This window comes from Ruegeria sp. SCP11 (assembly GCF_040329455.1).
GTDB classification, from domain to species: domain Bacteria; phylum Pseudomonadota; class Alphaproteobacteria; order Rhodobacterales; family Rhodobacteraceae; genus Ruegeria; species Ruegeria atlantica_E.
The window spans coordinates 142,743-168,348 of sequence record NZ_JBDZYG010000011.1 but is presented as its reverse complement, the minus strand read 5'-3'; the positions used below and the strand labels follow the sequence as shown (position 1 = coordinate 168,348).

24 protein-coding genes and 1 pseudogene are annotated in these 25,606 nt (G+C 56.2%); 15 read left to right on the top strand and 10 right to left on the bottom strand.

Annotation, left to right across the window (positions count from 1 at the left end):
- Positions 1 to 111: hypothetical protein (locus ABLN94_RS17430; protein WP_417750530.1), on the top strand; the 111-nt coding region annotated here is incomplete at its 5' end.
- A gap of 514 nt (positions 112 to 625) precedes the next feature.
- On the opposite strand, the gene ABLN94_RS17425 is transcribed toward ABLN94_RS17430, so the two are convergent.
- The 3 genes from ABLN94_RS17425 to ABLN94_RS17415 all read right to left on the bottom strand — a co-directional run bounded on the left by ABLN94_RS17425 (position 626) and on the right by ABLN94_RS17415 (position 2,640).
- Positions 626 to 898 carry a spike base protein, RCAP_Rcc01079 family gene (locus tag ABLN94_RS17425; protein ID WP_352994717.1) on the bottom strand — a complete coding sequence of 91 codons (273 nt, stop codon included), beginning with the start codon at positions 896 to 898 and terminating at the stop codon, positions 626 to 628.
- Between the two features lie 274 nt (positions 899 to 1,172).
- Entirely contained in the window at positions 1,173 to 1,697 is a 525-nt protein-coding gene (locus ABLN94_RS17420; protein WP_352994714.1) for a ferritin, read from the bottom strand.
- A 265-nt stretch (positions 1,698 to 1,962) separates the two neighbouring features.
- The gene (locus ABLN94_RS17415; RefSeq protein WP_352994711.1) at positions 1,963 to 2,640 is read right to left on the bottom strand and encodes a GntR family transcriptional regulator; all 678 of its coding nucleotides are present in this window, start codon (positions 2,638 to 2,640) and stop codon (positions 1,963 to 1,965) included.
- 109 nt (positions 2,641 to 2,749) lie between these two features.
- Between ABLN94_RS17415 and ABLN94_RS17410 the strand changes: the two genes are divergently transcribed.
- The 10 genes from ABLN94_RS17410 (at position 2,750) to ABLN94_RS17365 (ending at position 12,498) form a co-directional block, all read left to right on the top strand.
- Entirely contained in the window at positions 2,750 to 3,271 is a 522-nt protein-coding gene (locus ABLN94_RS17410; protein ID WP_352994708.1) for a TRAP transporter small permease, read from the top strand.
- 3 nt (positions 3,272 to 3,274) lie between these two features.
- On the top strand, positions 3,275 to 4,561 hold the full coding sequence (locus ABLN94_RS17405; RefSeq protein WP_352994705.1) for a TRAP transporter large permease: 1,287 nt from the start codon (positions 3,275 to 3,277) through the stop codon (positions 4,559 to 4,561).
- Positions 4,562 to 4,580: 19 nt separating this feature from the next.
- Positions 4,581 to 5,591 (top strand): DctP family TRAP transporter solute-binding subunit, encoded by a 1,011-nt coding sequence (locus tag ABLN94_RS17400; protein ID WP_352994702.1) that lies wholly within the window; start codon positions 4,581 to 4,583, stop codon positions 5,589 to 5,591.
- 21 nt (positions 5,592 to 5,612) lie between these two features.
- Entirely contained in the window at positions 5,613 to 6,581 is a 969-nt protein-coding gene (locus ABLN94_RS17395) for a C-terminal binding protein (RefSeq protein ID WP_352994699.1), read from the top strand.
- Between the two features lie 43 nt (positions 6,582 to 6,624).
- Positions 6,625 to 7,275, top strand: a complete 651-nt coding sequence (locus tag ABLN94_RS17390) for an RraA family protein (protein ID WP_352994696.1) — start codon at positions 6,625 to 6,627, stop codon at positions 7,273 to 7,275.
- Positions 7,276 to 7,341: 66 nt separating this feature from the next.
- On the top strand, positions 7,342 to 8,532 hold the full coding sequence (locus tag ABLN94_RS17385; protein WP_352994693.1) for an L-dopachrome tautomerase-related protein: 1,191 nt from the start codon (positions 7,342 to 7,344) through the stop codon (positions 8,530 to 8,532).
- 61 nt (positions 8,533 to 8,593) lie between these two features.
- On the top strand, positions 8,594 to 9,511 hold the full coding sequence (locus ABLN94_RS17380; RefSeq protein ID WP_352994690.1) for a sugar kinase: 918 nt from the start codon (positions 8,594 to 8,596) through the stop codon (positions 9,509 to 9,511).
- A gap of 3 nt (positions 9,512 to 9,514) precedes the next feature.
- A complete protein-coding gene (locus ABLN94_RS17375) occupies positions 9,515 to 10,219 on the top strand; it encodes an SDR family NAD(P)-dependent oxidoreductase (protein ID WP_352994687.1) in 705 nt (234 codons plus the stop codon).
- 32 nt (positions 10,220 to 10,251) lie between these two features.
- Positions 10,252 to 10,653 (top strand): methylglyoxal synthase, encoded by a 402-nt coding sequence (locus ABLN94_RS17370; RefSeq protein WP_352994685.1) that lies wholly within the window; start codon positions 10,252 to 10,254, stop codon positions 10,651 to 10,653.
- Between the two features lie 237 nt (positions 10,654 to 10,890).
- Complete coding sequence (locus tag ABLN94_RS17365; RefSeq protein ID WP_352994682.1) at positions 10,891 to 12,498, top strand: BCCT family transporter; 1,608 nt, start codon at positions 10,891 to 10,893, stop codon at positions 12,496 to 12,498.
- A 97-nt stretch (positions 12,499 to 12,595) separates the two neighbouring features.
- Here the strand turns inward: ABLN94_RS17365 and ABLN94_RS17360 are convergent, their stop codons facing one another.
- The 6 genes from ABLN94_RS17360 to ABLN94_RS17335 all read right to left on the bottom strand — a co-directional run bounded on the left by ABLN94_RS17360 (position 12,596) and on the right by ABLN94_RS17335 (position 20,739).
- A complete protein-coding gene (locus ABLN94_RS17360) occupies positions 12,596 to 13,360 on the bottom strand; it encodes an inositol monophosphatase family protein (protein ID WP_352994733.1) in 765 nt (254 codons plus the stop codon).
- A 17-nt stretch (positions 13,361 to 13,377) separates the two neighbouring features.
- Positions 13,378 to 15,822: a GcvT family protein gene (locus tag ABLN94_RS17355; RefSeq protein ID WP_352994679.1), complete on the bottom strand. Its 2,445-nt coding sequence runs from the start codon at positions 15,820 to 15,822 to the stop codon at positions 13,378 to 13,380.
- An 8-nt stretch (positions 15,823 to 15,830) separates the two neighbouring features.
- Positions 15,831 to 16,712: a phosphotransferase gene (locus tag ABLN94_RS17350; protein WP_352994678.1), complete on the bottom strand. Its 882-nt coding sequence runs from the start codon at positions 16,710 to 16,712 to the stop codon at positions 15,831 to 15,833.
- A gap of 1 nt (position 16,713) precedes the next feature.
- Positions 16,714 to 18,705: an ABC transporter permease gene (locus ABLN94_RS17345; RefSeq protein WP_352994676.1), complete on the bottom strand. Its 1,992-nt coding sequence runs from the start codon at positions 18,703 to 18,705 to the stop codon at positions 16,714 to 16,716.
- Positions 18,702 to 19,724: a quaternary amine ABC transporter ATP-binding protein gene (locus ABLN94_RS17340; protein ID WP_352994673.1), complete on the bottom strand. Its 1,023-nt coding sequence runs from the start codon at positions 19,722 to 19,724 to the stop codon at positions 18,702 to 18,704. Before ABLN94_RS17340 ends, ABLN94_RS17345 begins: the two co-directional genes overlap by 4 nt.
- 70 nt (positions 19,725 to 19,794) lie before the next feature.
- On the bottom strand, positions 19,795 to 20,739 hold the full coding sequence (locus tag ABLN94_RS17335) for an ABC transporter substrate-binding protein (RefSeq protein ID WP_352994670.1): 945 nt from the start codon (positions 20,737 to 20,739) through the stop codon (positions 19,795 to 19,797).
- A 217-nt stretch (positions 20,740 to 20,956) separates the two neighbouring features.
- Here ABLN94_RS17335 and ABLN94_RS17330 point away from each other — a divergent pair, with 217 nt between their 5' ends.
- Complete coding sequence (locus ABLN94_RS17330) at positions 20,957 to 21,745, top strand: DeoR/GlpR family DNA-binding transcription regulator (protein WP_352994667.1); 789 nt, start codon at positions 20,957 to 20,959, stop codon at positions 21,743 to 21,745.
- Positions 21,746 to 21,959: 214 nt separating this feature from the next.
- On the opposite strand, the gene ABLN94_RS17325 is transcribed toward ABLN94_RS17330, so the two are convergent.
- Positions 21,960 to 22,700 carry an SDR family oxidoreductase gene (locus ABLN94_RS17325; RefSeq protein ID WP_352994665.1) on the bottom strand — a complete coding sequence of 247 codons (741 nt, stop codon included), beginning with the start codon at positions 22,698 to 22,700 and terminating at the stop codon, positions 21,960 to 21,962.
- Positions 22,701 to 22,816: 116 nt separating this feature from the next.
- Between ABLN94_RS17325 and ABLN94_RS17320 the strand changes: the two are divergent.
- The 3 genes and pseudogenes from ABLN94_RS17320 to ABLN94_RS17310 all read left to right on the top strand — a co-directional run.
- Positions 22,817 to 23,005: pseudogene (locus ABLN94_RS17320) on the top strand (helix-turn-helix domain-containing protein); the annotation flags it as partial.
- A 15-nt stretch (positions 23,006 to 23,020) separates the two neighbouring features.
- Positions 23,021 to 23,743, top strand: a complete 723-nt coding sequence (locus ABLN94_RS17315) for a LysR substrate-binding domain-containing protein (RefSeq protein WP_352994731.1) — start codon at positions 23,021 to 23,023, stop codon at positions 23,741 to 23,743.
- Positions 23,744 to 24,107: 364 nt separating this feature from the next.
- On the top strand, positions 24,108 to 25,604 hold the full coding sequence (locus ABLN94_RS17310; RefSeq protein ID WP_352994664.1) for a trimethylamine methyltransferase family protein: 1,497 nt from the start codon (positions 24,108 to 24,110) through the stop codon (positions 25,602 to 25,604).
- Positions 25,605 to 25,606: the final 2 nt, after the last annotated feature.

Sequence of the window (25,606 nt, the reverse complement as noted above, 5' to 3'; positions counted from 1 at the left end):
AACAACGACATCATCTTCATCGCAGAAAACCCCGTAACACGATGGGGACGCACCATCTCACAAATCACCCCATCCCTCATAACAACTCCAATCAACGCCGCCGTGAATTAAAAACCTCAGCAATATCCCTGCTGATATGACGTCGCCGATTCCGGAAAACAGCTGTTTCATGTGCGGCATATACCTGCTTCAGCTACAGAGCTGTGGATGTTTTCGGGTTGGCAGAGCACCCACGCCGTTAAGCGGCAACGATTGCTCAAGTCAGCCAATGACCCCTGATTTGTGTGCAAAGAACTGCCTCACCTGTGCAATTTCCTAATTGGTCAAGCGTCAGTTTGTCTAAAATGTACCGTGCCAGCACCGACAGGTGCCTTCGGATTGGGACACATCCCAAGTCTCTGAGGTTGTCAAAAGTCGTGTTATCTCTGAAGAGTATCCTGATACACGAGCAGAACTTCCTTGCCGCGCGGTCCGGACCTGACCGCAAGGATCGCGCAATTTGCAGCCAAAACCTTGGCGAAGTGTCTCTGAAAGCCGTTGACACCGCCGCTCGAAAACGAGCGACAACACGGGAGTACCAACCTCGCGAGGCGTAGGTGCTATACAGGCATCACCGGGGTCTGGGTCATGCCAGAACCATTGCGTGAATTCCCAACGCCGTTGTGCCAGTGGAGTGCACCCGCAAGACACCGACAGGAAGGATAGAAAAATCTGTAACCTGAACTGTTCGTGTCTCACCCCGTTCTGTGGTCATTACCACAGTACCGCCTGTTTCGACGTATAGACCGATTGCTGTGTTGGCCATATCCACCGTGTCAGAGGGTACAACGGGTACAACATCACGCGCGGGACCGGAAAGGCTGGATACGCGATTTGTAAATGGATTTGCTGTCATCATGAGTCAGGTCTCGTTGTTTGTGTTAACTGGCAGCACGTTAGGCAAAACCGTTTAACGACCTGAAAGAATAGCGAGCGTTGCATCCCGCGTACGCACAGAGGATGTAGGAAAAAATTCAAGAACTTGCCAGTAAAGCTGTTTCAATCGGTGGTATTGAGCCAAATTGCCCGTCCGCTAGGGCCTCCAGGTGACGATCCCAAGAACTCTTTGCGTCTGCCGCTCTTGCTCTTCAAATTCGCCTGAGTGCCCGGCACGCATAGTGGCCAAGAAGGTATCAGGCCACGGACCCGTCGCCGCCAGATTCCATTTTTGCTGAGATTTCGGCAACTTCCTTGTCAATGTAATAGAGCGAGTGCGGACCGTCCCCGATCAATTTGATCCGGTCTATAATTCCCTGAAATATCTTTATTTCCTCACGCTGCTCCATCACGAACCATTGCAGGAACTCGAAGGTGCTGTGGTCGTCCGAAGCCTGAGCCTCTTTCACGGCCGCGTTGATCCCATCTGTCACTTTCTTTTCGTGGTCTAGGATCAACTGAAACAACTCTTGTACCGAGTTCGGCTCAACCTTTGGTTCCGGCAAGGCTTTGAAGCGGATCGGCCACTCGCAATCAATAAGGTAGTTGAGCATCTTTTTCATATGCGTCAGCTCTTCATCCGCATGGCTCAACAGAAGGTCCGAGCAGCCGTTCAAGTTGCGTTCGACACACCACGCGCCAGCCTGCCAATACAGGTGCGCTGCCCTGAGCTCACCATTCATCAGATCGTTCATAGTGGTCGCAGTTGCCGGATGGGTCATCGGGAAATTCCTAAGTCAGCATGGATCAAAAGGTGGCTACTTATGCTCGGTGTGGACAGATCAACCTTGAAAGTTCTCGAAGTCTGCTCACAAATCATGTTGATTATCAGGGTGTTGACTGAAACTATCGTGTAACCCGAGATTTCTGTCAACGTTAGGTTTCATCCGCATTCACAACGGGGAAACAAAGACTCCCACTCGTTATTACCCTGCCTTTATTCAAAACGGAGACTGCAAGCCTCAAGCTGGTTTGCATGACTCGCCATCAACGGTTTGGCGACGCAGCATCCAATTTGGTAGCGTCATTCCAATAGGAACCCTCTTTCCGGTCAATATGCAGCTTTAGGATGGACAGAGCCTTCGGGATATCGCCCTTTTCAACACAATCGACCAACTCGATATGTTCGCGGTAGGATTTCTCCATGTGATCAGGGTGATGGCCCAAACGGCTGCGTAGCGCGGCCATTTTTAGGGCAATCGTTTGGTATGCGTCGTTAAGAAACCTATTGTCGGCACAATTGAACAGGCTCTGGTGAAACACAGTATCCTGAGACAGGTATTCGGCATCGTCTCCGGCCTCTCGGGCGACTTTCATTCTGGTGACACAATCGGCAAGCTCTGAATGCAATGCGTGCTGATTGGTCTGCATGGCTGCTGTCATTGCTGCGGTTTCCAGACAGACGCGAGCGTCACACAATTTTGCCAGTTCTTCGGGTTCAAGGTTGAACACAAACGAGCCGCGTTGCGGTTCGATGACCAACAAACCTTCCATTTCAAGCCGGTTGATTGCCTCGCGAACCGGGGTCCGGCTGACCTCAAGATCTTTGGCGATTCTCGCCTCGGATAATTGCTCCCCAAGTTCGAACTCACCCTTGATGATCCGTTCACGCAGGTTCTCGGTAACCAATTCCGTCAATGATTTCGGTCTGTTGAATAAGCCCATGTCGCTCTCCTCGGTTCGACAGTAGCAGCCCTGTATCTAGCATACAATATGTTAGTGTTGACACATTAGCATACTGTATGCCAGTTTTGATTCTCACAAAGAGACGGCAATGGGAGGGGCGTCTTTGCAAACTCTGGAGACATGGATTGTTGTGTTGAACCGCGCGCTGGTCGCCCTAGCGTTGGCTGCGGTCTTTGCAATTGTCTTCGCCAATGTGGTCGGCCGATACGGGCTAGGCACGTCTCTGGCCTGGGTTGAAGAGGTCGCCCGCCACTTGATGATCCTGGGTGCATTCTGCGGTGCCGGTCTTGCCCTACGTGAAGGCCGGTTGGTTGCGATCACCACATTTCCTGATCTGTTGCCGGATGCTCTGGCTCGGCTGCTGCGCTGGGGCATCGTCATCGTCATGTTCGGCTTCATGGCAACGATGCTTTGGCTGGGCATCCAGTTCGTCGAATTCGGCTGGAACAAAGAAACCATGTCCACCGGAATTTCTCGCGGCATCCCCTATCTGGCGATCCCGATAGGGTGCGCGCTGTTCCTGATCCAACTCGCCTTCTTCGCCAAACGCTTTGTCGACCAAGATTTTGAACACGGCCCAAACCCCGATGGCGACGAGGCGGAGGTCTGAGCTGTGGCAAAAACTCTGATCATTCTCTTCTTTGCCACTCTGTTTCTAGGCGTCCCTGTCGCCTTTACCATGGGGATCGCCGGGCTTGCGGCGATCTTCATCGACGGCTCGCTAAACCCACTGGTGGCAACCCAACGCATGTTCGCTGGCATTGACAGCTTTCCCCTGATGGCGGTGCCATTCTTTATTCTGGCGTCCGAGCTGATGACGGCATGCGGCCTGACCAACGCCCTTTTGCGGTTCGCAAATGCTCTTGTTGGCCACGTACGCGGCGGGCTGGGGCATGTGAACATCCTTGTTTCAATGCTGTTTGCCGGGATCAGTGGGTCCGCATTGGCAGATGCGGCGGGACCCTCGGCCATCGTCATGCGCATGATGCGCGAGGCGGGGTATGAGAAGAACTATGCCGGAGCCTTGTCGGCCGCGACAGCCACCATCGGCCCAATTATTCCACCATCAATTCTGGCTGTGATTTTTGCGATCTCAACCAATGGCGTGACAGTTGCCGGGCTGTTTCTGGCCGGGATCGTGCCGGGCGTTCTGCTAGGTGTCGCATTGGCAATCGCCAACCACTTCGTCTCTAGCCGCTATGGTTATCGCGGGCGCGACCATCGCGCGACTATGACCGAATTGCGTAGTGCAACCCTCACGGCAATCCCTGCCCTGATCATGCCTGCGATTATTCTGGGCGGTATTCTGTTTGGTGTATTCACTCCGACCGAAGCAGGCGCGGTGGCTTCGGCCTACGCTCTGTTCCTTGGCTTCGTCCTGCGCGCCTTCACTTTCCGCACGCTATATGCCGCTTTTGTGCGAGCTGCCGTGGTGACATCTTCGGTCTTTTTGATTGTGGCGATGGCGTCAATCTTTGCCTGGCTTCTGACCTACCTGCAAATCCCGCAAGAACTGGCCAAGCTGATCACCCAGATCACTGACAACCGTCTTGGCATCCTGTTCATTCTGGCGGCTTTCGCCCTGATTTGCGGCTTCTTCATCGACACTCTGCCCGCGCTAATTATCCTGACGCCGATCCTTGGCCCCATCGCCTATTCCGCCGGGATCGATCCGCTTCAATTCGGCATGATGCTGGTGCTGAACCTGACTATTGGCATGATCACACCTCCGGTTGGCCCGGTGCTGTTTGTAATCGCTACGGTCGGACAACTGAAAATCGAACGCCTGTCAAAAGCAGTGTTGCCGCTGCTGCTGGCTGAACTTGTGGTGCTGCTTCTGGTCATTCTTGTCCCGAGCGTCAGCACTTTCATCCCCAACTTCTTTGGATTTGCGAACTGACATGAAAGGGAGGAACCTCATGAAAACCATGTCGAAACTGATGACGGCCACGGCTGTTGCTGCGATGACCGCCGCAGGTGCTGCCTCGGCCAAGGAACTGAAATACGCACATTTTCAAGCCGCTGACCTGAGCTCGCCCAAACACGCCGCCGCGCTGGCCTTTGAGGCCTGTGTCGAGGGCAAGACCTCGGGCTCGATTGACGTCCAGATCTTCCCGGCTTCGCAGCTGGGTGGCGGACCCGAGATCATGGAAGGTCTTCAGCTGGGCACCGTTCAGATGGCAGCGATTCACGATGGCCCGATCTCGGCTGTTTACAAACCCTTCTCGGTCCTGGCGATGCCGTATCTGTTCGACGACCAGGCGATGGCCTGGGCGGTTATGGACGGCGACTTCGGTGACGCGCTGGCCGAAGACATGCTGGCCAAAACCGGTATTCGCAGCTTTGGTGTGGCCGACAACGGCGTGCGCAACTTCACCAACAACGTCAAACCCGTGGCCGAGCCTGCAGATATGGAAGGCCTGAAGGTGCGGGTGATGACCGCGCCGGTCTGGGTGACTCTGGTTGAAAGCCTAGGCGCTTCGGCAACCCCAGTTCCGTGGCCGGAACTGCCTGGCGCGCTGCAGCAAGGTGTTGTGGATGGGCAGGAAAACGGTGTGACCAACATCGTCAACGCCTCGCTCTATCAGCACCAGAAATACGTCTCGCTGGATGGGCACGTGTTCAGCTGGCACGCCTACCTGATGTCGGACATGTTCTACGAAAGCCTGACGGACGACGAGAAAAAAGCCGTCGAGCAGTGTGTAGAAATCTCAAAGACGATCCACCGCGGTATGACCGCCGCGCAGGACGCGAATGCAACCGCGATTCTGTCTGAGAAAGGTATGGAAGTTGTTCCGGTAAGCCCTGAGCAGAAGGCCATGTTCCGCGCCGCAGCCCAACCCGCTGTTCGCGAGTACATTGTCGGTGAGATTGGCGAAGAGTGGCCCGATCGTCTCGACGCAGCTGTTGAAGCCTACAAGGCCCAGTAACCCAGGCCGAGGGACCGTCACATGACCCGCCAAACCATCGCAATTCTTGAACCAGGCTATGCCGCCTACGGCACCGAGGCCTCGGTGCTGGCCGAGCAGGACGTTCAGATCGCGCCGGTTGAGCCGGAGACTGAGGCGGTCCCAGCTTTACGGGCGCTGGATCCCGTCGCGATCCTCGTGCGGGAACGCACCGTGGATGCGGCTGTGATCGACGCCTGCCCTAACCTGAAAGTCGTCGTCCGCTATGGAGTGGGCGTCGACAACATCGACATGGACTACGCTCAGTCACGCGGTATCTATGTTGCGAACGTTCCCGACTATGGTGCCGAAACCGAAGTCAGTGAACACGCGCTGGCGCTGTATCTGGCGGTGCAGCGGCGTATCCCATCGCGCGACGTCGAGGTACGACAAGGCCAATGGGGCATCGGCCAAGCGGCCCTTATCCCCAGTCGGGAAAACGCCACGCTGGGTCTGATCGGGTGTGGCAAGATCGGTTTGCAAGCTGCGCAGAAGTTCCGGGCGCTGGGATTTTCATCAGTTCTGGTGTTCGACCCCTATTTGCCGGACGACGCGGCCATCGCGGCGGACGTGCGCAAAGTGGAACTTGCCGAGCTTTGCGAAACCGCTGACGTGATCAGCCTGCACGCCCCGCTGACGCCCGAGACGCGGCATATTCTGGATGCCGACCATATCGCGCTGATGAAGCCAACCTCGATTGTCATCAATGTCTCGCGCGGCGGTTTGGTCGACGAGGCCGCCCTGGCCGAAGCCCTAAGCGAGGGCCGCGTTTTTGGTGCCGGTATCGACGTGTTCGAACAGGAGCCTGTTGCCCCCGACAATCCACTGCTGCGCAGCCCCAACACCATCGTTTCCGACCACGCTGCCTGGTATTCCGAACGGTCGGTCGCGGTTCTGCAACGCAACGCTGCCGAAGAAATCACCCGCGTTCTCAACGGGGATCAGCCCAAAAGCTGGAAAAACCCGTGGTGAGACGCCCCGCTTTCTAACTACCTGATCTAAGAGGACTAAACTCATGAACACTCAAGAACTCGTTGCCGGGTTTCGCGAAGTGGCGACGGCATCCGTCGCGGATGCCGTGGACAAGATCGCAGGCAAGACCGGATTTCTGCCCGCGTCGATCAAACCCCGCATCAACGAACAAAAGATCGTTGGCCCGGCTGTAACCATTCTTGAAGGCCCCACCGACGAATTTCTGCCGCCCCAGCACGCGCTGGACGCCATTGACGAATCCGAGGCCGGTTCGGTCATCGTGATCTCGACCAACGGCACCACCGATGTGGCGCTGTGGGGTGGTCTGATGACCGCCGGTGCTGTCGCCAACAAGCACGAAGGTGCTGTTCTGGACGGTGGTGTCCGCGATCTGGTTGAGATCAAGCGCGACTATGACTTCCCGGTCTATTCCCGCTGCGTCAGCCCGGGTACTACGCTGGGCCGCATTCGTACGCTGGCTTCGAACGTCGAAGTCGCGATGGGTGAGGTCATCGTTCACCCAGGTGACATCATTGTCGCCGACATCGACGGTGCGGTTTCCGTGCCCAGCGAACACGCCGAAGCCATCCTGGAAATGGCACGTGAGATTGATGAACGCGAAGCCGAACAGGCGCGTTTGATCATCGAGAGCGGCTCGCTGCGCGAAGGCTTGGCAAAGTACGGTCGCATCTAAAAACAAACGTTCCGCAGGCTGCTGCAACAGCCTGCGGAACACCAGACATCAGCAAGGGAGGAATACATGCTGAAACGAATGCTCAACACGGTGGCCCTTACCGCCGTTCTGGCTACCCCCGCGCTCGCGAACGGGCCCGAGGTTGTCGCGGAATGGAACAGTCTGCCCTATGCAGTCAAGGATGTAGCAACAAAATCCGCCTGGGAAAGCAGCGAGATATTCGGCAAGGCGCTGGTTCAGGGCGCCAAGGTTGACAGCCAGGGCAACATCTATGTCTCGACCGCTCGTTGGGGCGGGGCTGAGATTCCCTCAACAGTTTCCAAACTGATCAAGAACGGTGAAACGTGGGAGTTAGAAGCGTTTCCGTCCGAAGATATGAACAGCATGTCGAACTCCGATGGTCTCAAAGCCGTGTTAGGGTTCGAGATCGACCGCAACGACGTGATGTGGATTCTGGATCAGGGCCACGTGGCAGGCCCTCCGTTCGAGGATGGCGACGCCAAGCTGGTGCTGTGGGACCTAAAAGAGAACAAGGAAATCCAGCGCTACATCTTCACTGCGGAAGAAGCGGATCGCCAGTGTTCTTTCCTGAACGATCTGGCCGTTGATAACGACACCGGTTTTGCATACATCGCCGACAGCGGCATCTTCTGCGATCCGCTTCATGGTGGCCTGATCGTCTATGACAGCAACACCAATTCGGTGCGCCGCATTCTGGACCAACACCGGTTCACCAATGACGAGCCGAGTTTCTTTTTCAACATCGACGATCGCCCTGTTCTGAAACAGGGGGGCATGCGCACCGGTGCCGATGGCATCGCGTTGTCGGGCGACAAAGATACGCTCTACTGGACCAACCTGACCGGCAATCACCTCTACAGTCTGCCGACAGAAATCCTGCGCGATTTTGAATCCAATGAGACGATAATCGAAAATGCGGTCGAGGTTGCCGCCGTGCTACCTTCGAACACCGACGGGATGACCGCCGATAACGCGGGCAACATCTACATGACCGCGCTGTCGCTGGACGGGATCATGAAGTTCGATGAATCCACCCGTCAGGTAAGCCGTTTCGTCCACCACCCGGAAATGAACTGGCCCGACACGCTGGCCTGGGGACCGGACGGTGAGATGTATGTAGTCTCGAACCACCTGCATATCTGGGTCGATGGCGACATGAATTTCGAAAATCCCGAAATCCCGAACTTCCGTATCTGGAAGATTCCGGGTGTCGGCCAAAGCTATACGGCCGAATAATCCTCCCATATAACTTGGCCAGCCCACTCGGGCTGGCCCCTTTACCCGAGATGAGATGACAATGACCCCCGATATTCTGTGCCTTGGCGAACCGATGTTGGAGTTCAACCAGCAGCCGGACGGCAACTATCTGCCCGGACATGGCGGAGACACCTCGAACTGCGCTATCGCCGCCGCGCGACAGGGGGCATCCGTTGGCTATGTGACGCGTATCGGCGCGGATACGTTCGGCAATTCCTTTATGGATTTGTGGCAAGCAGAAGGGGTCGATACCTCGACCGTACGTCAGGTCACCGATGCTCATACCGGGGTTTACTTCGTAACCCATGGCGCAAATGGGCATGAGTTCAGTTATTTTCGCGCAGGGTCCGCCAGCAGCCGGATGGCGGTAGAAGACTTGCCAGAGACAGCGTTGCGATCCGCCAAAATTCTTCATGTCTCAGGTATTAGCCAGGCGATTTCCTACACGGCCGCAGATGCTGTATTTGCCGCCATCAAGATTGTGAAAGAAGCCGGCGGCTTGGTGTCTTACGACACCAACCTCCGTCTGAAGCTCTGGCCCATCGAACGCGCGCGGGCCGTGACCCATGCAGCGATGGCGCAGTGCGATATTGCCTTGCCCGGTCTGGATGATGCTACGCAGTTGACCGGCTTGACTGACCCGGATGCCATCGCCGATTTTTACCTGGATCTTGGTGCAAAAATAGTGGCCCTGACCCTCGGGGCCGAGGGCACTCTCGTTGTTACGCCCGAACGACGTGAACGCGTTAAAGGCCGTCGGGTTGAGGCGGTTGACGCCACCGCAGCTGGAGACACTTTTGATGGTGCTTTCCTCTCGCGCATTGTGGCTGGCGATGATCCGTTCCGAGCCGCCCGCTATGCCAACGCGGCCGCTGCCTTGTCGACCCAGGGATTCGGGGCGGTTGCTCCGATGCCGCGCAAGGATGCGGTAGAAGCGTTTCTGTCGGAAGAAGACTGACCCATGAAACATGCCATTGTCATAGGCGGAACCCGCGGTATCGGCGCTGGTATCGCGGATGAGTTGCGCCGTAAAGGCTGGCGCGTGACGACGACCGGTGTTGGAGCGGATGAGGTCTCGACCTATGCTGCGAAGCACCCCAATGACGCCTCCGAGCAGCTGGATGTGCGCAATACTCAGGCCGTAAAAGCATTCTTTGACAGGATCGAAAAACTGGATGGGTTGGTCAACTGCGCAGGAATTCTTGCGCGTGGCGCTGAATATGAGATCGAAACATTTGAAACAGTCATCGACATCAACCTGACCGGGACCATGCGCTGCTGTCTGGCTGCGCAGCCCTTGTTGGCTGCATCAGGTGGGTCCATCGTGAACACGGCTTCGATGCTGAGCTTCTTTGGTGGACCCCTGGTTCCGGCTTACTCCGCCAGCAAAGGTGGGGTGGCGCAACTGACCAAAGCCTTGGCCGGCAAGTGGGCGTCCGATGGCATACGCGTCAACGCTGTTGCGCCGGGATGGATCGAAACTGAAATGACGGAAGCGCTGCGCGCGGATCAGACACGCAACCAGCCAATCTTGAGTCGAACACCCTTGGATCGTTGGGGGCAACCTTCTGAGGTCGGTGCACTGGTCTCTTGGTTATTGTCTGAAGAGGCAACGTTCGTAACGGGTGCAGTCTATCCTGTGGATGGCGGCTATTCTGCAATGTAAAAGAGAGAGTATTCGATCCCGGGGGCAAGGCTATGTCGAACAGATCATCCAATAAGCGCCTGAGGTTGGCTCTGGTTGCCCATGACGCCAAAAAAGATTTGATGGTGGAGTGGGCACGAGCCAATGGCGATAGGCTTAAACATGCGCATATATACGCAACAGGAACCACCGGCGGTCGCATCAGCGATGCTTTGCCTAATCTGGAGGTGACCGCGTTGAAAAGTGGCCCTCTGGGTGGGGACCAGCAGATTGGCGCTATGATTTGTGAACAAAAGCTTGACGGTTTGATTTTCTTCATCGACCCGATGTCACCTATGCCGCATGACGTGGACGTCAAAGCTTTGAGTCGACTGGCAATTGTGTACGATTTGCCTTTTGCTAGCAGCCCCAGCACCGCCGAATATGTTCTAAAAGGGCTTTACACCGGCGACTAATATCCGAACCTGACAGCATCAAATCTAAACAAGTTACTGCACGCCCTGCCGACTGAGCGCTGCCAAGCAGGTGATTGACGTGGCCGCAACTTCATAGGTTCCAAAGGCTTCCATTCAAGTTATTACCCTGACGAAAACCGACACAATGTCGCTTTTGGTTAGTAATTGGCCTTATCTGCTGGACCAATTTCAACGACTATTTCTGATCTTCCGCCTGCACAGAAGAGGAGAGCTTAAATGTCGGACGGCACCGAACCGATTCCCCCAGAAAGTACGGATACTGACTATGAGGTTGGACAGGATAACGTCCAGGTCATGGGGTTGGATATCCACAACCCGGTCTTTGCAGTCTCTGCTCTGACTATCGTCGCATTTGTCTTTTTCTCGTTGGTCTTCCGAGAAGAGGCAGGAGAGTTCTTTGGGTGGCTCAGGCCCGCGTTGACCAGCAATTTCGACTGGGTGTTCATGATCGCGTGCAACATCTTTGTGCTCTTCTGCCTGTTCCTGATCGTCACCCCATTGGGCTCGATCCGTCTTGGCGGTGCCGAAGCCAAACCTGATTACAGCTACATGGGATGGTTCTCGATGCTGTTTGCCGCTGGCATGGGCATCGGCCTGGTATTCTGGGGTGTGGCCGAGCCGATTTCTCACTACGGTTCGTCCCTTGGCGGGATTGCTGCGGAAGACGGCCTTCGCACCGACTGGGCGCCTTTGGGCGCGGCTGAGGGAAACCCGGAACAGGCCCGTGATCTGGCAATGGCCGCGACCATCTTCCATTGGGGGCTGCACCCTTGGGCGATCTATGCAGTTGTCGCGTTGGCACTGGCATTCTTCAGCTTTAACCGCGGTCTGCCACTGACAATGCGGTCGGTGTTCTACCCGATTTTCGGCGAAGCCACTTGGGGCCCGCTGGGGCATATCATTGACGTTCTGGCCGTGTTTGCCACAATCTTCGGCCTTGCGACCTCGCTCGGTCTGGGCGCGACGCAAGCACTGGCTGGTTTGAACTATTTGTTCGATGTGCCTGTGACCGATGGAATGAAGGTGCTGTTGATCATCCTGATCACAGTATTCGCACTGGTTTCAGTTGTAGCCGGGTTGGACAAAGGCGTTAAACGCCTGTCCGAGGCAAACATGATCCTGGCAGCTCTGCTTTTGTTGCTGGTACTTGTCGTTGGCCCGACCATGTTGATCCTCAGCGGTTTCTTCAACAGCCTGATCGACTATGTCGAACAACTGCCGTCCTTGTCGAACTGGATGGGCCGTGAAGACACAAACTTCATGCAAGGCTGGACGACTTTCTATTGGGCTTGGTGGATCTCTTGGTCGCCCTTCGTTGGCATGTTCATCGCGCGTATCTCGCGTGGTCGGACCGTGCGCGAGTTCGTAGTCTGCGTGTTGCTGATCCCGACCGTTGTCGGAACCCTGTGGATGAGCGTCTTTGGTGGCGCAGCCCTTGACCAAGTGATGAGCGGTACAGGCCAAGCACTGTCTGACGCAGCGCTGGAACTGAAAATGTTCACCATGTTCGAGGCCTTCCCGATGACAGGTCTACTATCCTTCATCGGCATCATCCTTGTGGTGGTCTTCTTCGTCACCTCGTCCGACTCGGGCTCTCTAGTGATCGACACCATCACCGCAGGTGGAAAGACAAACGCCCCGACCGCTCAACGCGTGTTTTGGTGTATCCTCGAAGGTGCAATCGCGATCGTATTGTTGCTGGGAGGAGGCCTTGGCGCCTTGCAGGCCGCTGCAGTTGCAACGGGCTTCCCGTTTGCCATTGTGCTGATGCTGATGTGTCTGTCGATTTTCATCGGCCTCACCCGCGAAAAACGCGGAAAATAAAAAAGTCCTAACGCTAAGCGGCCCCGAGAAAATCACGGGGCCGCTTTCTTTTTTTGGATCCGAGATCGCCTTAAAGCCCGGTTATCGCTGATATGCGCTAAGCGTTCAAAAGGGTCAGAAGTTGGGCGTGTAATTCCGGAGTTGCCGCGGAAATGACGGCACCATCAGAAGCAAGCGACAGTGGTTGTCCCTGCCAGTCTGTCATCACCCCACCCGCAGCTTCAATCAGCGGGGAAAGTGCCAGAAAATCATAGGGCTGTAAGTCATAGTCCACCACTGCGTCCACGTGTCCGGCCGCCAGCAACGCGTGCGGGTAGCAGTCATAGGCAAAGCGGCGGGTTTGTCCGGACTGCATCAAGCGACCGAAGAGTCCGGGGTGGTCGCGGTAGATCTTGTCGCCTTCGTTCACGTAAAGGATTGAACGATCAAGCGCGATCTGGCCTGAGACGTGGATCGGCTGTCCATTCAGCGTTGCACCCGTTTCAACCATGCCCACGAAAGTCTCGTTCAGTGCAGGCATCCCCACGACACCCAACTTCGGCTTCCCATCGACGAGATGCGCTAAAAGAAACCCGAACAAAGGGTGCCCCGAAAGAAACGAGCGGGTGCCATCGATGGGATCGACGACCCACATGTGGCGCCCGTCACCGTCCTGTTTACCCTCTTCTTCACCAAAAACACCGTGATCCGGAAAATGTTGGGTCAGATAGGCACGTACTTCGGCCTCGACGCCTTTGTCGGCTTGGGTAACTGGGCTTTCATCCTGTTTGAACTCGACACCCAATCGCCCTCGGAAATAGCGCATGGCCGCATCCGAAGCGATTGCTGAGATTGACTTGGCGTGGTTCTCAATCGAGATCATTTCTTGCACATTCAGCGTCACGTTTTGACGCGCTCCATCTTCGGATCAACGAGAGGTTGCAGAGTGACCTGACAAGGAACGCGCTTGGTTGCAACCTCCAGCTGATATGTGCCCGAGGTGACAAAATCAGCGTCAACACCATCTGGGTTTCGAATATAGCCGTAGCCGATGGATTTCCCGACCGTATAGCCATAGCCGCCCGAGGTCAGCCAACCGACGCGCATGCCATCACGATAGATGGTCTCGCGTCCCAGCAACACCACATCCGGATCCACAGTAAAGCAGGCCAGCATCTTTTTGACGCCTTCGATCCTTTGTCTCTCAGAGGCCACGCGACCTTTGAAATCAATATCCTTGCGCAGCTTCACGGCCCAGCCCAACCCGCTTTCAAACGGCGTGTGATCCGGCCCAATATCCGAGCCCCAGGCGCGATAACCCTTCTCAAGCCGCAGCGATTCAATGGCACGATAACCGGCGTTGATCAGACCATGCGGCTGTCCGGCCGCCATCAACGCAGCATAGACGGTTTGAGCATACTCCACCGGAAGGTGCAGTTCCCAACCCAACTCGCCTACATAGGTCACGCGCAGCGCTTTGACCGGGCAACCAGCAATACCGATGGTGCGGATCGTGCCGAATTTGAACCCTCCATTCGAGACATCGTCGCGGGTCACTGCCGACAGAATATCCCGCGCTTTTGGTCCCATCAGCGACAGAACCGCGTTGGAGGAGGTGATGTCGAACAGCTGGCAGTTCATCCCGTCGGGAATGTTGCGGTTGATCCAATCGAAATCATGCGTGGCAAACCCGGTGCCGGTGACGATGTAGAACTCGTCATGCGCGACGCGGCCCACGGTCAAGTCGCACTCGATCCCGCCCTTGTCGTTAAGCATCTGTGTATAGACCAGCGAGCCCACCGGCTTATTCACATCATTGGCGCATATCCAGTTCATCGCGGCCAGTGAATCGGGGCCTTTCAGCGCGAATTTGGCAAACGAAGTCTGGTCGAACAGCACTGCCGCTTCGCGCGCGGCCTTGTGTTCCCGTCCCACGGCGTCGAACCAGTTCTGGCGGCCAAAGCTGTATTCGTCCTTGGGCGTCTCACCCAGCGACGCATCCGCGTACCAGTTCGGGCGTTCCCAACCGAGTTTCTCCCCAAAACACGCGCCCTGCGATTTCAGCGTGTCAAAAAGCGGCGACTTGCGGCACGGACGGCCTGAGTCATGTTCCTCATACGGCCAGCCCATCGTGTAATGTTTACCATAGGCCTCGACGGTCCGGGTGCGCACCCAGTCGGTGTCAAAATGCGGGCGGCCAAAGCGGCGGATATCAGCGGACCATAGGTCGAAGGGAGGTTCGCCTTTATGCACCCATTCGGCCAGCGCCATACCTGCGCCGCCGCCCGCTGCTATACCGAATGCGTTGAAGCCTGCGCCAACAAAGAAATTACTCAGCTCAGGCGCCTCGCCGATGATGAAATTGCCGTCCGGCGTAAAGCTTTCCGGTCCATTGGTCAGCGTTTTCACGCCAGCGTTTTCCAAAGCGGGCACGCGGCCCAACGCCAACTCCATCAACTGTTCGAAATGGTCGAAATTGCTGTCGAGCAGCGTGTAATGAAACCCTTGTGGAATGCCTTTTGTTGCCCACGGGATCGGATTCGGTTCATAGCCGCCCATAACCAACCCGCCGACTTCTTCCTTGTAATATGTCAGCCGATCCGGGTCGCGCAGCGTGGGCAGGTTGGACGGCACATCAAACGGTTCGGTAACCATATACTGGTGTTCCATCGGTACCAGCGGCACGTTCACGCCATAGCGACCGGCAAAAGTGCGGGTCCACTGACCGGCGCAGCAGATCACCTTTTCGCATTCGATCCGGCCATGTTCGGTGATCACCGCGCGGATCTTGCCATTTTCGATCTCGATATCAGTGACTTTGGTATCCTCGAAAATCTTCGCCCCGGCCATACGAGCGCCCTTGGCCAGCGCCTGCGTGATATCCGAAGGATTGGCCTGACCATCGGTCGGCAGATAGGCCGCTCCAATCACGTCCGAGACATCCATCAGCGGCCACAATTCCTGCGCCTCGGACGGTGTCAGCAACTGCATGTCCAGACCGAATGAATGCGCGGTGGTGGCCTGGCGTTTGACCTCGGTCCAGCGCTCCTCGTTACAGGCCAGACGCAGACCGCCGTTCATTTTCCAACCGGTGCCCAGCCCGGTTTCCTCTTCGATCTTGTTATAGAGATCGACGGAATAGCCCAGCAGCTGCGTGATATTTGCATTCGAACGCAACTGCCCGACCAAACCGGCGGCATGGAAGGTGGTGCCCGAGGTCAGTTTCTTACGCTCCAGCAGCACCGTGTCGGTCCAGCCCAGCTTGGCCAAGTGAAACGCGGTTGAGCACCCGATGATCCCGCCGCCGATAATGACGGCTTTGGCTGTTTTCGGAAGGTCGGTCATGTCTGTCCTCAGGTATTTTTGAAATCGGTCAGGGCCGCGCGGAACCGCGCGAGGTTGTCGGCTGTGTAAGCTGCGTAATCGAATTCGATATCCGAGGTGATCTCGGACACCATGCTCCACATGGTTTCGCGCAGCAGCGAGGCGCATTTCATCGCCGTATAGCGATGGCGCAGGTCGTCGGTGATGGGGGTATCGAAGTAGGTTTCAAGCACCCAATCTTCCTGTTCGGGAGACAGACCATTGTTCGAGGCCAGCCCCCCCAAATCAAATAGAGGCGAATTGAACCCGGCATAGTCGAAATCGATCAGCCACAGGCGGTTGCCATCATCCAGAAAGTTCCCGCAGAGCAGGTCGTTGTGGCCGAAGACCATGTCATATGGCCCCGCCTCGGCTTCGAGCCTGTCACCGGTTTTCACCAGATCAGGGATCATAGCCGAATGGGTACTGCCACGTTCCGAGAGTGTAGCGGCATAGTCGCGGATGACGTGGAACACCCAGAACACCAGTGACGGGCCCCGTAGGTGCTTGGGCATTTCGGTATGGCAAGCCTTCACTAGATCCAGCACGCGAGGCAGCATGTCGGGATGGCGCACATCCTCCTCCGTTAGGGTGCGGCTTTCGACGAACTCCAACACCGTCAGATCGTCAGACGCATGAACCACGGCGGGCGACAAGCCCGCCGCATGAGCGGCTTTGCTCGCGGCCAATTCGTTGAACCGCATCACCTGATGCAGAGGGATATCATCCCCCACGCGCACTACATAGGACCCGCTACTGTCGGTGACCTTGTAGTTTACATTGGTGATACCCCCGGTCAGAGGCGTGGCCTCGATCTCGCCTTGCCAGATCGGCAGGGTGCGAATGCGGGTGATCAGGTCGGATTGGCTCATGTTAATTCTCCAGTCCAAAGCGAATTCGGGCCTGACGGGCACCGGCGTTGATTAGCCGGTCGGCAATGATGGCGATAAAGGCGATCGACAGGCCGGCTACCAAACCCCGGCCCGTGTCTGCCTTGGTCAGGGCAATATAGACCTCCTGCCCCAGGTCTCGGGTACCTACGAGAGCAGTGATGACCAACATAGACAGCGCCAGCATGATCGTTTGGTTTACGCCCAGCAGGATTTCCGGAAGGGCCATCGGCAGGCGGATATGGCGCAGCAATTGCGTGCGGGTACAGCCCGAGACCAGACCGGCCTCAATCAGATCTTCACTGACCGAGCGCACGCCATGGGCTGCGTAACGCACCGCCGGAGCCAGCGCATAGAGGACGATGGCAATGAGAGCGGTAAAATCGCCAACGCGGAACAGCATGACAACCGGGATCAGATAGACAAAGCTAGGCAAGGTTTGCAGCGTGTCGATTAGCAGGCTGATCACCGCTCCTGCCCTCTTATTCAGCGCGGCCAGCACACCCAGAGGCACTCCGATCAGTGTCGCAAGGATCACCGATGCCCCGCACAGATAGACGGTCACCATCGCCTTGGACCACAGGCCCGAAACCAAGATCAGCGAGGCCATTCCGCCGCACAGCAGCGCCAGTCTCCAACCACCCGCATGCCAGCCTAGAAGGGTCAGCATCGCGATAGCCCAGGGCCAGGGTATACCCAGCAGAACCGTCTTGATCGGGATCATGAACCAGGTCAGGAAGAAGACCTTGATTGCCTCGAACACGTCGAAATAGTTGACGTTCAGATACTCTACCGTGTTGTCCCAGAACGCGCCCGTGGTGATGGTCTGGCTTTCAGGATATTCCAGCAGCAGGGACGAGAATTGGCCCAATACCCAAGTGACGACCAACAGGATCAGCACCAGTACCGTGCGGCGATGGCGTGCCACCCACGAGCCCGGCTGTTCGTGATGCACCTGCCCCATCCGCTCGGCAAAGGCTTGGCTCAGCCGATCGACAGCGATCGCTAGAACGACAATGGCGATCCCAGCTTCGAACCCTGCGCCAATATCCAGACGGCGCAGCGCGGCAAGGACGTCAAAGCCAAGCCCTCCGGCTCCGATCATCGAAGCGATGATCACCATGTTCAGCGTCAGCATGATCACCTGATTGACGCCTACCATCAAACTCTGACTGGCCGAAGGCACCAGGACCCGCCACATCAACTGCCGATGGGTCGTGCCCGCCATGCGACCAAAATCCAGAATCTCGGGGTCAACTGCCTTTAGCGCCAGCGTGGTGATCCGCACCATCGGCGGCGTGGCATAGATGATTGTGGCCACCAGTGCGGAAATAGGGCCAAAACCAAACATGAACAGGATCGGCACCAGATAAGCAAATATGGGGATCGTTTGCATCAGGTCCAGAATGGGCGAGATGATCTTTTCAAAAACCGGATGACGATAGGCCAGAATACCCAGCATCAGCCCGCCACCCGCACCGATCGGCACTGCGATCAGGACCGAGGCCAGCGTCACCATTGCGCTATCCCATTGCCCGAAGACGGCCAGATAGATGAAACAGGCCCCGACCAGCGCGGCCAGCGCCCAATCACGACAATACTGACCCAGCGCGATCACGGCAGTAATAACCACAATCCAACTAATTGCGGGCAGGATCACAGTCGCCTCATTGCCTTGACCACTGACAAATCCATCCGCCAGCAATGCCAGAACGAGATTATAAGGTTGTTCGATCAACCAAGCGACAGAACGGGTCACATCGGTGAAGGCAATCGGCCCGATGGCAGCATCCTCGATCAACCAGGTCATCGCCGCTGAGATGTAGCTTTTGAAGGGGATCACCCACGCGGAGGGGAACTTGGTCAACCAACGCGCATCCAGCGCCTTGCCCAAATCACGCCCATAATACCCCAGCACAATCGTGATCAGCACAAGCGTCAGAATGACGAATTGGCTGCGATTGAGGCGAGTCATGCCGCGCCCCTTTCCCCAAACAGCACACGAGCCACGGCTTTGCGATCAATCGTTCCAACAATCTGGCCGCTGTCATCTGATACCGGGATTGGGTTGTCCGAGGCGATGATCTTTTCAGCCACATCCGACACACGTGTTGCCCGCGGGATCGGCTCTCCTTCGCCCGAGGTACCAGAATTCATTATGCCCCCTATGGTCAGGACCTTGGAGCGCGGAATATGACGGGTGAATTCCTCGACGTAATCGGTGGCAGGGTTCATCACCAATTCTTCCGGCGTGGCGATCTGGATCACTTCGCCATCTTTCATGATTGCAATGCGGTCAGCCAGACGCACGGCCTCTTCAAAGTCGTGAGTGATGAAGACGATAGTCTTGTGCAGGCGCTCCTGCAGACGCAGGAACTCATCCTGCATTTCACGGCGAATAAGAGGATCAAGCGCCGAGAAGGGCTCATCCAGAAACCACAAGTCGGGCTCTGTCACCAGCGAACGCGCGATGCCGACACGCTGCTGCTGCCCACCCGAAAGTTCCCGCGGGTAGTAGTCTTCGCGCCCTTTCAAGCCGACAAGCTCAACCACTTCGCGCGCTTTGGCCTCGGCTTCTGATTTGGGCGTGGCCTGAATGGTCAGCGGGAACATGACGTTCTGCAACACGGTCAGATGTAGTAGCAACGCAAAGTGTTGGAACACCATGCCCATCTTATGACGGCGGATCTCGATCAACTCTTTTTCGCTGGCCCGCAGCAGGTCTGCCCCGTCAAACAGAACCTCTCCAGCCGTCGGCTCGATTAACCGCGACAGGCAGCGTACCAGAGTGGACTTGCCGGACCCGGACAACCCCATGATGATGAAAATTTCACCTTCAGCGATATCGATATTGGCATTGCGAACTGCCCCGATGACACCTGCGTTTCGAATGTCGTCCGCAGAGGGGCTAGGCGTACGCCGCAACAACGTCTCAGCGTTGCCACCATAGAATTTCCAAACATTTCTGCAGGACAGTTTGATCTTGGGGGTCATGAGGGGGGTCCGGAAAAGCAGTCAAAAAGCCGGAGCGAGGGGAGAGGGCTACTCGCTCCGGCAGGGCAGATTATTTGGAAATCCAACCGGACCAGCGGTCCTTGTTTGCTTCCATCCAATCCGCGACAACAGTATCAATGTCGACACCTTCCAGATCAGCCTTGCCGACCATGGCGCTCATTTCGTCATTGTTGATATTGTAGGCTTCGATGATGTCATACGCGCCAGGCCATTTTTCCTGCAGGCCGGACCAGGCCGCTTTCCAGATCGGACCGCGGGGCTTGCCGCAATCATAAGCCAGATCCGGGTTCACACCCACGGACGGGTCAGTATAACACTCAGCCGAATATGGCGGGAACTCCACAAACTCACCGTCATATTTTGCGGGTGCCCAATGCGGGACGTACACCCAAAGCATAATCGGATCTTCCCGCTGATAGGCTGACTCCAGTTCGGCAAACAGGGCCGCATCGGTGCCCGCGTGGACAACTTCGAACTCCAGCTCCAGCGCCTCGACGCGCTCCTCATCAAAGCCGCCCCAGGTAACCGGGCCGCCCACATACCGTCCGTTCGGAGCGGTTTCAGCCGTTGCAAATTCTTCGGCGCAATCCTTGAGTGCCTCCCAGTTCGGCAGACCGGGACACTGCTCTTTCATGTAGGACGGGTACCACCATTCCTCGATCGCCATCAGCCCGGTTTCGCCGACATTCACGACATTCCCGGTTGCAGTCGCCTCATCCAACGCTTCACGCCCGGTGGTTTCCCAAATCTCCATTGCCAGATGCAGATCACCCGTTTTCAAGCCCGCAAACTGCGCAATGTAGTCAGCCTGAAGGTATTCGACGTTGTAGCCCGCTTCTTGCAAGATCGAACCCATGATCTTGGTGTTGATCAACTGCCCCGACCAGTCATGCAGCGTCAACTTGATAGGGTCGGTCGATTCCACGGCCAATGTAGGTGAAGACGCTCCAGCCGCCGCAAGGGCCAAAGCGCAGAGTCCCAGTTTGCCTTTCATTTTACCATCTCCCTGTTGTGGTTTTTTGTGATGAATCGGCGTTGTTTCTAGTAGACCAGCACAATGTGAGGTTTTATGTCAACTAAAACCACGTTTAACCACATCTTGTAACAATTTTCGAGCCTAAGGATTAGTATATGCAAAGCAATATTGCATTATGTGGTGATTGTGATATGCGTAAACCTCACATTCACGGCAGGAAATCTGACGCAAACTTATGAACCTGAAGACCACCAACCAGCGAGAAGATGAGATTTTGCGGGCATTAGCCCGGGCCGGTGGCTCTTGCCGCGTCAGCTTTCTGGCTAATGAGCTGGGCGTCACGCTGGAAACCATCCGCCGCAACGTGCGCAATCTTGAAGAGCGCAGCATCGTGCGCAAAGTACATGGCGGCGTTCACCTGCTGGAAGACATTCTGGAACCTACGCTGGAAAGCCGTCTGGATAAAAAGGTCGACGCAAAGGAAAAACTGGCCAAGGCCGTGGCTGAAATCATCAGCGACGGGGACTCCGTTTTCCTCGATATTGGATCAACAACGGCCTTTGTCGCCAAAGCCTTAAAAAACCACAAAGATCTGTTCGTTGTAACCAACTCCGTGGTTGTCGCCAATGAACTGGCGGCCCACAACAATAACAGGGTTTACATGGCAGGTGGCGAATTGCGCCCTCATGACGGCGGTGCGTTCGGGGTGGAAGCGCAAGAATTGATCAAACGCCTGAATGTTCGCTTTGCCATCCTTTCGGTTGGTGCGGTGAATGCTGACCTGGGATTCATGCTGCATGACCTGCAAGAGGCCAACCTAGCTCGCATCGCGATTGAAAGCGCGCAAGTGCGTGTGGTGGTGGCCGATGGGGAAAAGCTGGGTAAACGTGCTCCGGTCACCTTGCAGGCAGCGCAGGATATCAACCTGTTTTTCACCGATGTTCAGCCATCACGATCCATTGAGAAAATGCTCATTGAAAACGAAATTGACTTAGTGGTTACCGACGGGCCGGACCCTGACTAGAGGGATATTCAATCAGAAATGTATTGGCTTCACCGCTTTAGATTCCAGTCAAATTGTGTGCCGGCTCAGCGTATGCGACCTGCCAAAACCATAGACACTGTAAAACACACGTGTCACCTGCACGCCCTAGTGACAGCCGAGGGATGTACCCTTCAAGCAGACTGACTGAATATGCGGCCACCCTCGGCATTTCCCTTTCTAGAGAACACTAAGATCAACCGCGCACAAGATGGCCGCCGTCAACATCCAGAACTGAACCTGTCAGGAATCCGTTGGTCATCGCCATGATCACAGCCTGTGCGATTTCATGCGCCTGCCCCACGCGCCCGACCGGCAAGCTACCACCGACTTGAGCGTACATACCTTCTCGAGCTTCTTCGGGCATGTCGGCATAGGCTTCGGTTGCGACCATTCCCGGACTGATGCAGTTAACGCGTGCTTTGCCAGACAGCTCTTGCGCAAGCCCTTTGGCCAAGGCTTCAACAGCCGCATTGACCGATCCCAGACCGGTTGCACCCGCCGAAGGACGACGGCTTAAAACGCCTGAAAACAACGAAATCGAGCCCCCTTCAGACAGATAAGGCAATACCTCGCGCACGGTTACATAGGGGCCAATGAATTTAGCTTCCAGCATGGCGCGCAGATCCCCAGTTGGCAGATCCGAAAATGCGCCATGTGCCGCGCTAGAGGCTGAGATCACCAGATGATCCACCTGTCCCAGACCCGCAGCCCAGGCTTTGACGCGCGCCTCATCAGTCATATCTACGGCAGCTACCGACACGTCTCCGTCGATGGCGGAAGCGACTGCATGCAACTTTTCCTGATTGCGGCTGGCTAGCGTCACTCTAGCACCCAGACCAACTGCCAATTCCGCAGTTGCTTTTCCCATGCCACTGCCTCCGCCGACAATGACGACGTGTTTTCTGTTCAAGGCATCTTCGAGTATTGCTCTCATGACAGAGTTTCCCTTTTTCCGCTGCTGGTTCGGTTGCCGAACCCGTTACTGAGCATCAAATAGAGCGCCGTCAGAAATAGTTGAAATGGATAATTAAAATACTGTAAATTCATGAAATGAATTTAAATACGCTCGACCTAAACTTGCTCAAAGCGTTTGATGCACTCTACCGCGAGAGGCACGTTGGCCGCGCCGGTGCTGCGATTGGGCTTGCGCAACCCTCAATGAGCAACGCATTGAATCGCTTGCGGGCTCAGTTCGACGATCAATTGTTTCTTCGGGGTCCGGATGGCATGACGCCCACTACCAAGGCCGAGGCCATGGCCCCGCAGGTTCAAGATGCGCTCGCCTCTATTATACGATTGCTGGCGCCTGTCGAATTTGATCCACGAACCGTAGAAGCAGATGTGAGTATTGCCGCTGCGGATCTTATGATTATCAATATCGCGCCTCACCTGATGACCTACCTGCATGAAGCTGCACCCAAGGTGCGGGTGAGCTTTGTCCCCTTGGACAAACGCACGATGGAACAAGACCTGGACGACGGGTCGGTGACGCTGGCCATCGGAACATTTGGCAGGCTACCAGCTCGGTTTCTGCGCAAGACCGTTCTGCAGGATCATTTCATCTGCATCACCCGCCAAGGGTTGTTCGACGAAGGTGAAGGACTCACACTTGAAAACTATATCAATGGCCAACATGCCTTGATGACCTTAAGCGGCGATTTCACAGGTGCAGTGGATCAGGCTCTCAAGCGGCTGGGGTACTGCCGGCAAGTCGTCATGATCAGCACTCAGATGACTCTCTTGCCGGATATTGTTGCTCAATCCAATCTCATCGCGACGATCCCCGCTGCTCTGGCCCCATTTGCCCAAAGGGCAGGCTGTTGCATATTCCAACCACCATTGGAGTTGCCCAGCTGGGATATCGACCTGATCCAGACGCAAAAGTCCGCTGCAGAGCCCCTGGGGAGTTTCTTGAGCGGAATAGTGCAAAGTATCTTGGAAAAGCACCTGAAGGCGTTCCCGCCTATCATCCGCTGAGCAGATTTTCACAATGGCAAGCGCGGCGTACGCAGCTTCATAATTGTCCGCGATGGTGTTCTTTGACCGGCTTCTAATAACCCTATTTTTTGCCAGCTTTCGACACAGGCTGTTCGGGGCGTGATGAGCGGCAACCAAATCGCGCATCAGTGATTTCATTATGCGGGTAAATTTGGGGGGCCGCGATCGAGCGGGCACAAACCACTGAAAACCTGTGATTTGCGATCAGACGGTCTCGACATTGGAACGCGGACGCTTCCAATTTGTGTGAAAATTACTCATCAAAACCTAAAAATATTGAAATTGAGCTAACAAATAACCCTTCCTAAGATGCGCGGGAAAAGGCTTTATTGAGGGTGCGTTCATGCGGCGAACACGAACCAAACGGGCTGCCAAACCCACCACGCCACGGAGGACCTTGCCACCCCTCGGTGGCCGGTTCATGCCTCTTGACCATGGTAAGCTGACACATATTACCGACACTGCCTTCGACATTCTGGAGCGGATCGGTGTGTCCGGCGCGCCAGAGGACATCCGCATTCTGGCACTGGAAAATGGTGCCGTAGAACGCGCGGATGGACGCATTACCTTTCCACGCGGGTTAGTCGAAGACATGATCGCCAAGGCCTGCAAACGGGTCGAACTGCCCGGATTCGTTCGAGATCGCGGCATCGAGGTCGGCGGGGGTCGAGTGCATATTGGCACCGGCGGTGCTGCCGTGCAGGTGCTGGATGCCGCCACGAACACGTTCCGCGACAGCACATTGCAGGATCTCTATGGCTTGATGCGGATCGTGGATGCGTGCGACAGCATCCACTATTCACTGCGCCCCGTGGTGGCGCGAGACCTCGAAGACCCGCTCACGCTGGACATCAACACCGCCTTTGCAGCGATGAAGGCGACCTCGAAGCCGATTGGCACCAGTTTCTTTGAACCGACTAATGTGACACCGGTTATTGAGATGTTCGACGAAGCCCTTGGTGGCGAAGGTGCGTTTCGTGCGCAACCCTTCTGCTTTGCATCGGTTTGCCATGTCGTGCCACCCCTGACTCTGGCCGAAGAGGCCTGCGGCGTAATGCAAGAATGCGTGCGGTTGGGTATGCCACTGCAAATCTGTTCGGCTGCGCAGGCGGGCGCGACCAGCCCTGCCGCACTGGCGGGCGCATTGGCGCAGGGCCTGGCAGAGTCGCTGGTAGGCTTGGTGCTGGTCAACATGATGCAGCCAGGGTTCCCCTGCATACTGGCCTTTCTGCCCTTCATTTCCGATCTTCGCACCGGCGCAATGACCGGTGGTTCGGGCGAGGCCGCGGTGGCCAACGCCGCTGCCGCGCAGCTGTTGCTGAACCTCGGCCTGCCTTCGACCGTATCGGCGGGCATGACCGATGCTAAGACTGCGGATGCGCAATCTGGCTATGAAAAGGGCTATACGATCGCGCTGGCTGCGCAGGGCGGGGCCGACATGATAAATCTGTCTGTAGGCATGCTCGGTTCAATCATGGCCGCCAGTAAAGAGGCGCTGGTGATCGATAACGACATGTGCGGCGCCATCCTGCGCACGGTACGCGGGGTTGAAATGTTCGAGGACGCCATTGATCTGGATATGATCGAAGAAGTGGTGACCGGCGAAGGGCATTTCCTTGGCACCGCCCAGACACTGGACCTGATGACCAAGGAATATGTCTACCCAACACTGGGGGATCGTCAGAGCGTCAACGATTGGCTGGAAAGCGGTGCGCAAACGGTCTGGGACCGCGCCATTGCCCGCGTCGCTGAGATTGAGGCGCAACCTGCGCCCTCTCATCTGTCTGCCGATATCGAGGCCACCCTGCGTGCCCGCCTGCCCATCCATCTGAAAGACTAAAC

Coding starts and splice junctions, on each gene's coding strand:
- ABLN94_RS17425 (WP_352994717.1), bottom strand. CDS start 898: ATGATGACAGCAAATCCATTTACAAATCGCGTATCCAGCCTTTCCGGT.
- ABLN94_RS17420 (WP_352994714.1), bottom strand. CDS start 1,697: ATGACCCATCCGGCAACTGCGACCACTATGAACGATCTGATGAATGGT.
- ABLN94_RS17415 (WP_352994711.1), bottom strand. CDS start 2,640: ATGGGCTTATTCAACAGACCGAAATCATTGACGGAATTGGTTACCGAG.
- ABLN94_RS17410 (WP_352994708.1), top strand. CDS start 2,750: ATGGGAGGGGCGTCTTTGCAAACTCTGGAGACATGGATTGTTGTGTTG.
- ABLN94_RS17400 (WP_352994702.1), top strand. CDS start 4,581: ATGAAAACCATGTCGAAACTGATGACGGCCACGGCTGTTGCTGCGATG.
- ABLN94_RS17395 (WP_352994699.1), top strand. CDS start 5,613: ATGACCCGCCAAACCATCGCAATTCTTGAACCAGGCTATGCCGCCTAC.
- ABLN94_RS17390 (WP_352994696.1), top strand. CDS start 6,625: ATGAACACTCAAGAACTCGTTGCCGGGTTTCGCGAAGTGGCGACGGCA.
- ABLN94_RS17385 (WP_352994693.1), top strand. CDS start 7,342: ATGCTGAAACGAATGCTCAACACGGTGGCCCTTACCGCCGTTCTGGCT.
- ABLN94_RS17380 (WP_352994690.1), top strand. CDS start 8,594: ATGACCCCCGATATTCTGTGCCTTGGCGAACCGATGTTGGAGTTCAAC.
- ABLN94_RS17375 (WP_352994687.1), top strand. CDS start 9,515: ATGAAACATGCCATTGTCATAGGCGGAACCCGCGGTATCGGCGCTGGT.
- ABLN94_RS17370 (WP_352994685.1), top strand. CDS start 10,252: ATGTCGAACAGATCATCCAATAAGCGCCTGAGGTTGGCTCTGGTTGCC.
- ABLN94_RS17365 (WP_352994682.1), top strand. CDS start 10,891: ATGTCGGACGGCACCGAACCGATTCCCCCAGAAAGTACGGATACTGAC.
- ABLN94_RS17360 (WP_352994733.1), bottom strand. CDS start 13,360: ATGATCTCGATTGAGAACCACGCCAAGTCAATCTCAGCAATCGCTTCG.
- ABLN94_RS17355 (WP_352994679.1), bottom strand. CDS start 15,822: ATGACCGACCTTCCGAAAACAGCCAAAGCCGTCATTATCGGCGGCGGG.
- ABLN94_RS17350 (WP_352994678.1), bottom strand. CDS start 16,712: ATGAGCCAATCCGACCTGATCACCCGCATTCGCACCCTGCCGATCTGG.
- ABLN94_RS17345 (WP_352994676.1), bottom strand. CDS start 18,705: ATGACTCGCCTCAATCGCAGCCAATTCGTCATTCTGACGCTTGTGCTG.
- ABLN94_RS17340 (WP_352994673.1), bottom strand. CDS start 19,724: ATGACCCCCAAGATCAAACTGTCCTGCAGAAATGTTTGGAAATTCTAT.
- ABLN94_RS17335 (WP_352994670.1), bottom strand. CDS start 20,739: ATGAAAGGCAAACTGGGACTCTGCGCTTTGGCCCTTGCGGCGGCTGGA.
- ABLN94_RS17330 (WP_352994667.1), top strand. CDS start 20,957: ATGAACCTGAAGACCACCAACCAGCGAGAAGATGAGATTTTGCGGGCA.
- ABLN94_RS17325 (WP_352994665.1), bottom strand. CDS start 22,700: ATGAGAGCAATACTCGAAGATGCCTTGAACAGAAAACACGTCGTCATT.
- ABLN94_RS17315 (WP_352994731.1), top strand. CDS start 23,021: ATGGCCCCGCAGGTTCAAGATGCGCTCGCCTCTATTATACGATTGCTG.
- ABLN94_RS17310 (WP_352994664.1), top strand. CDS start 24,108: ATGCGGCGAACACGAACCAAACGGGCTGCCAAACCCACCACGCCACGG.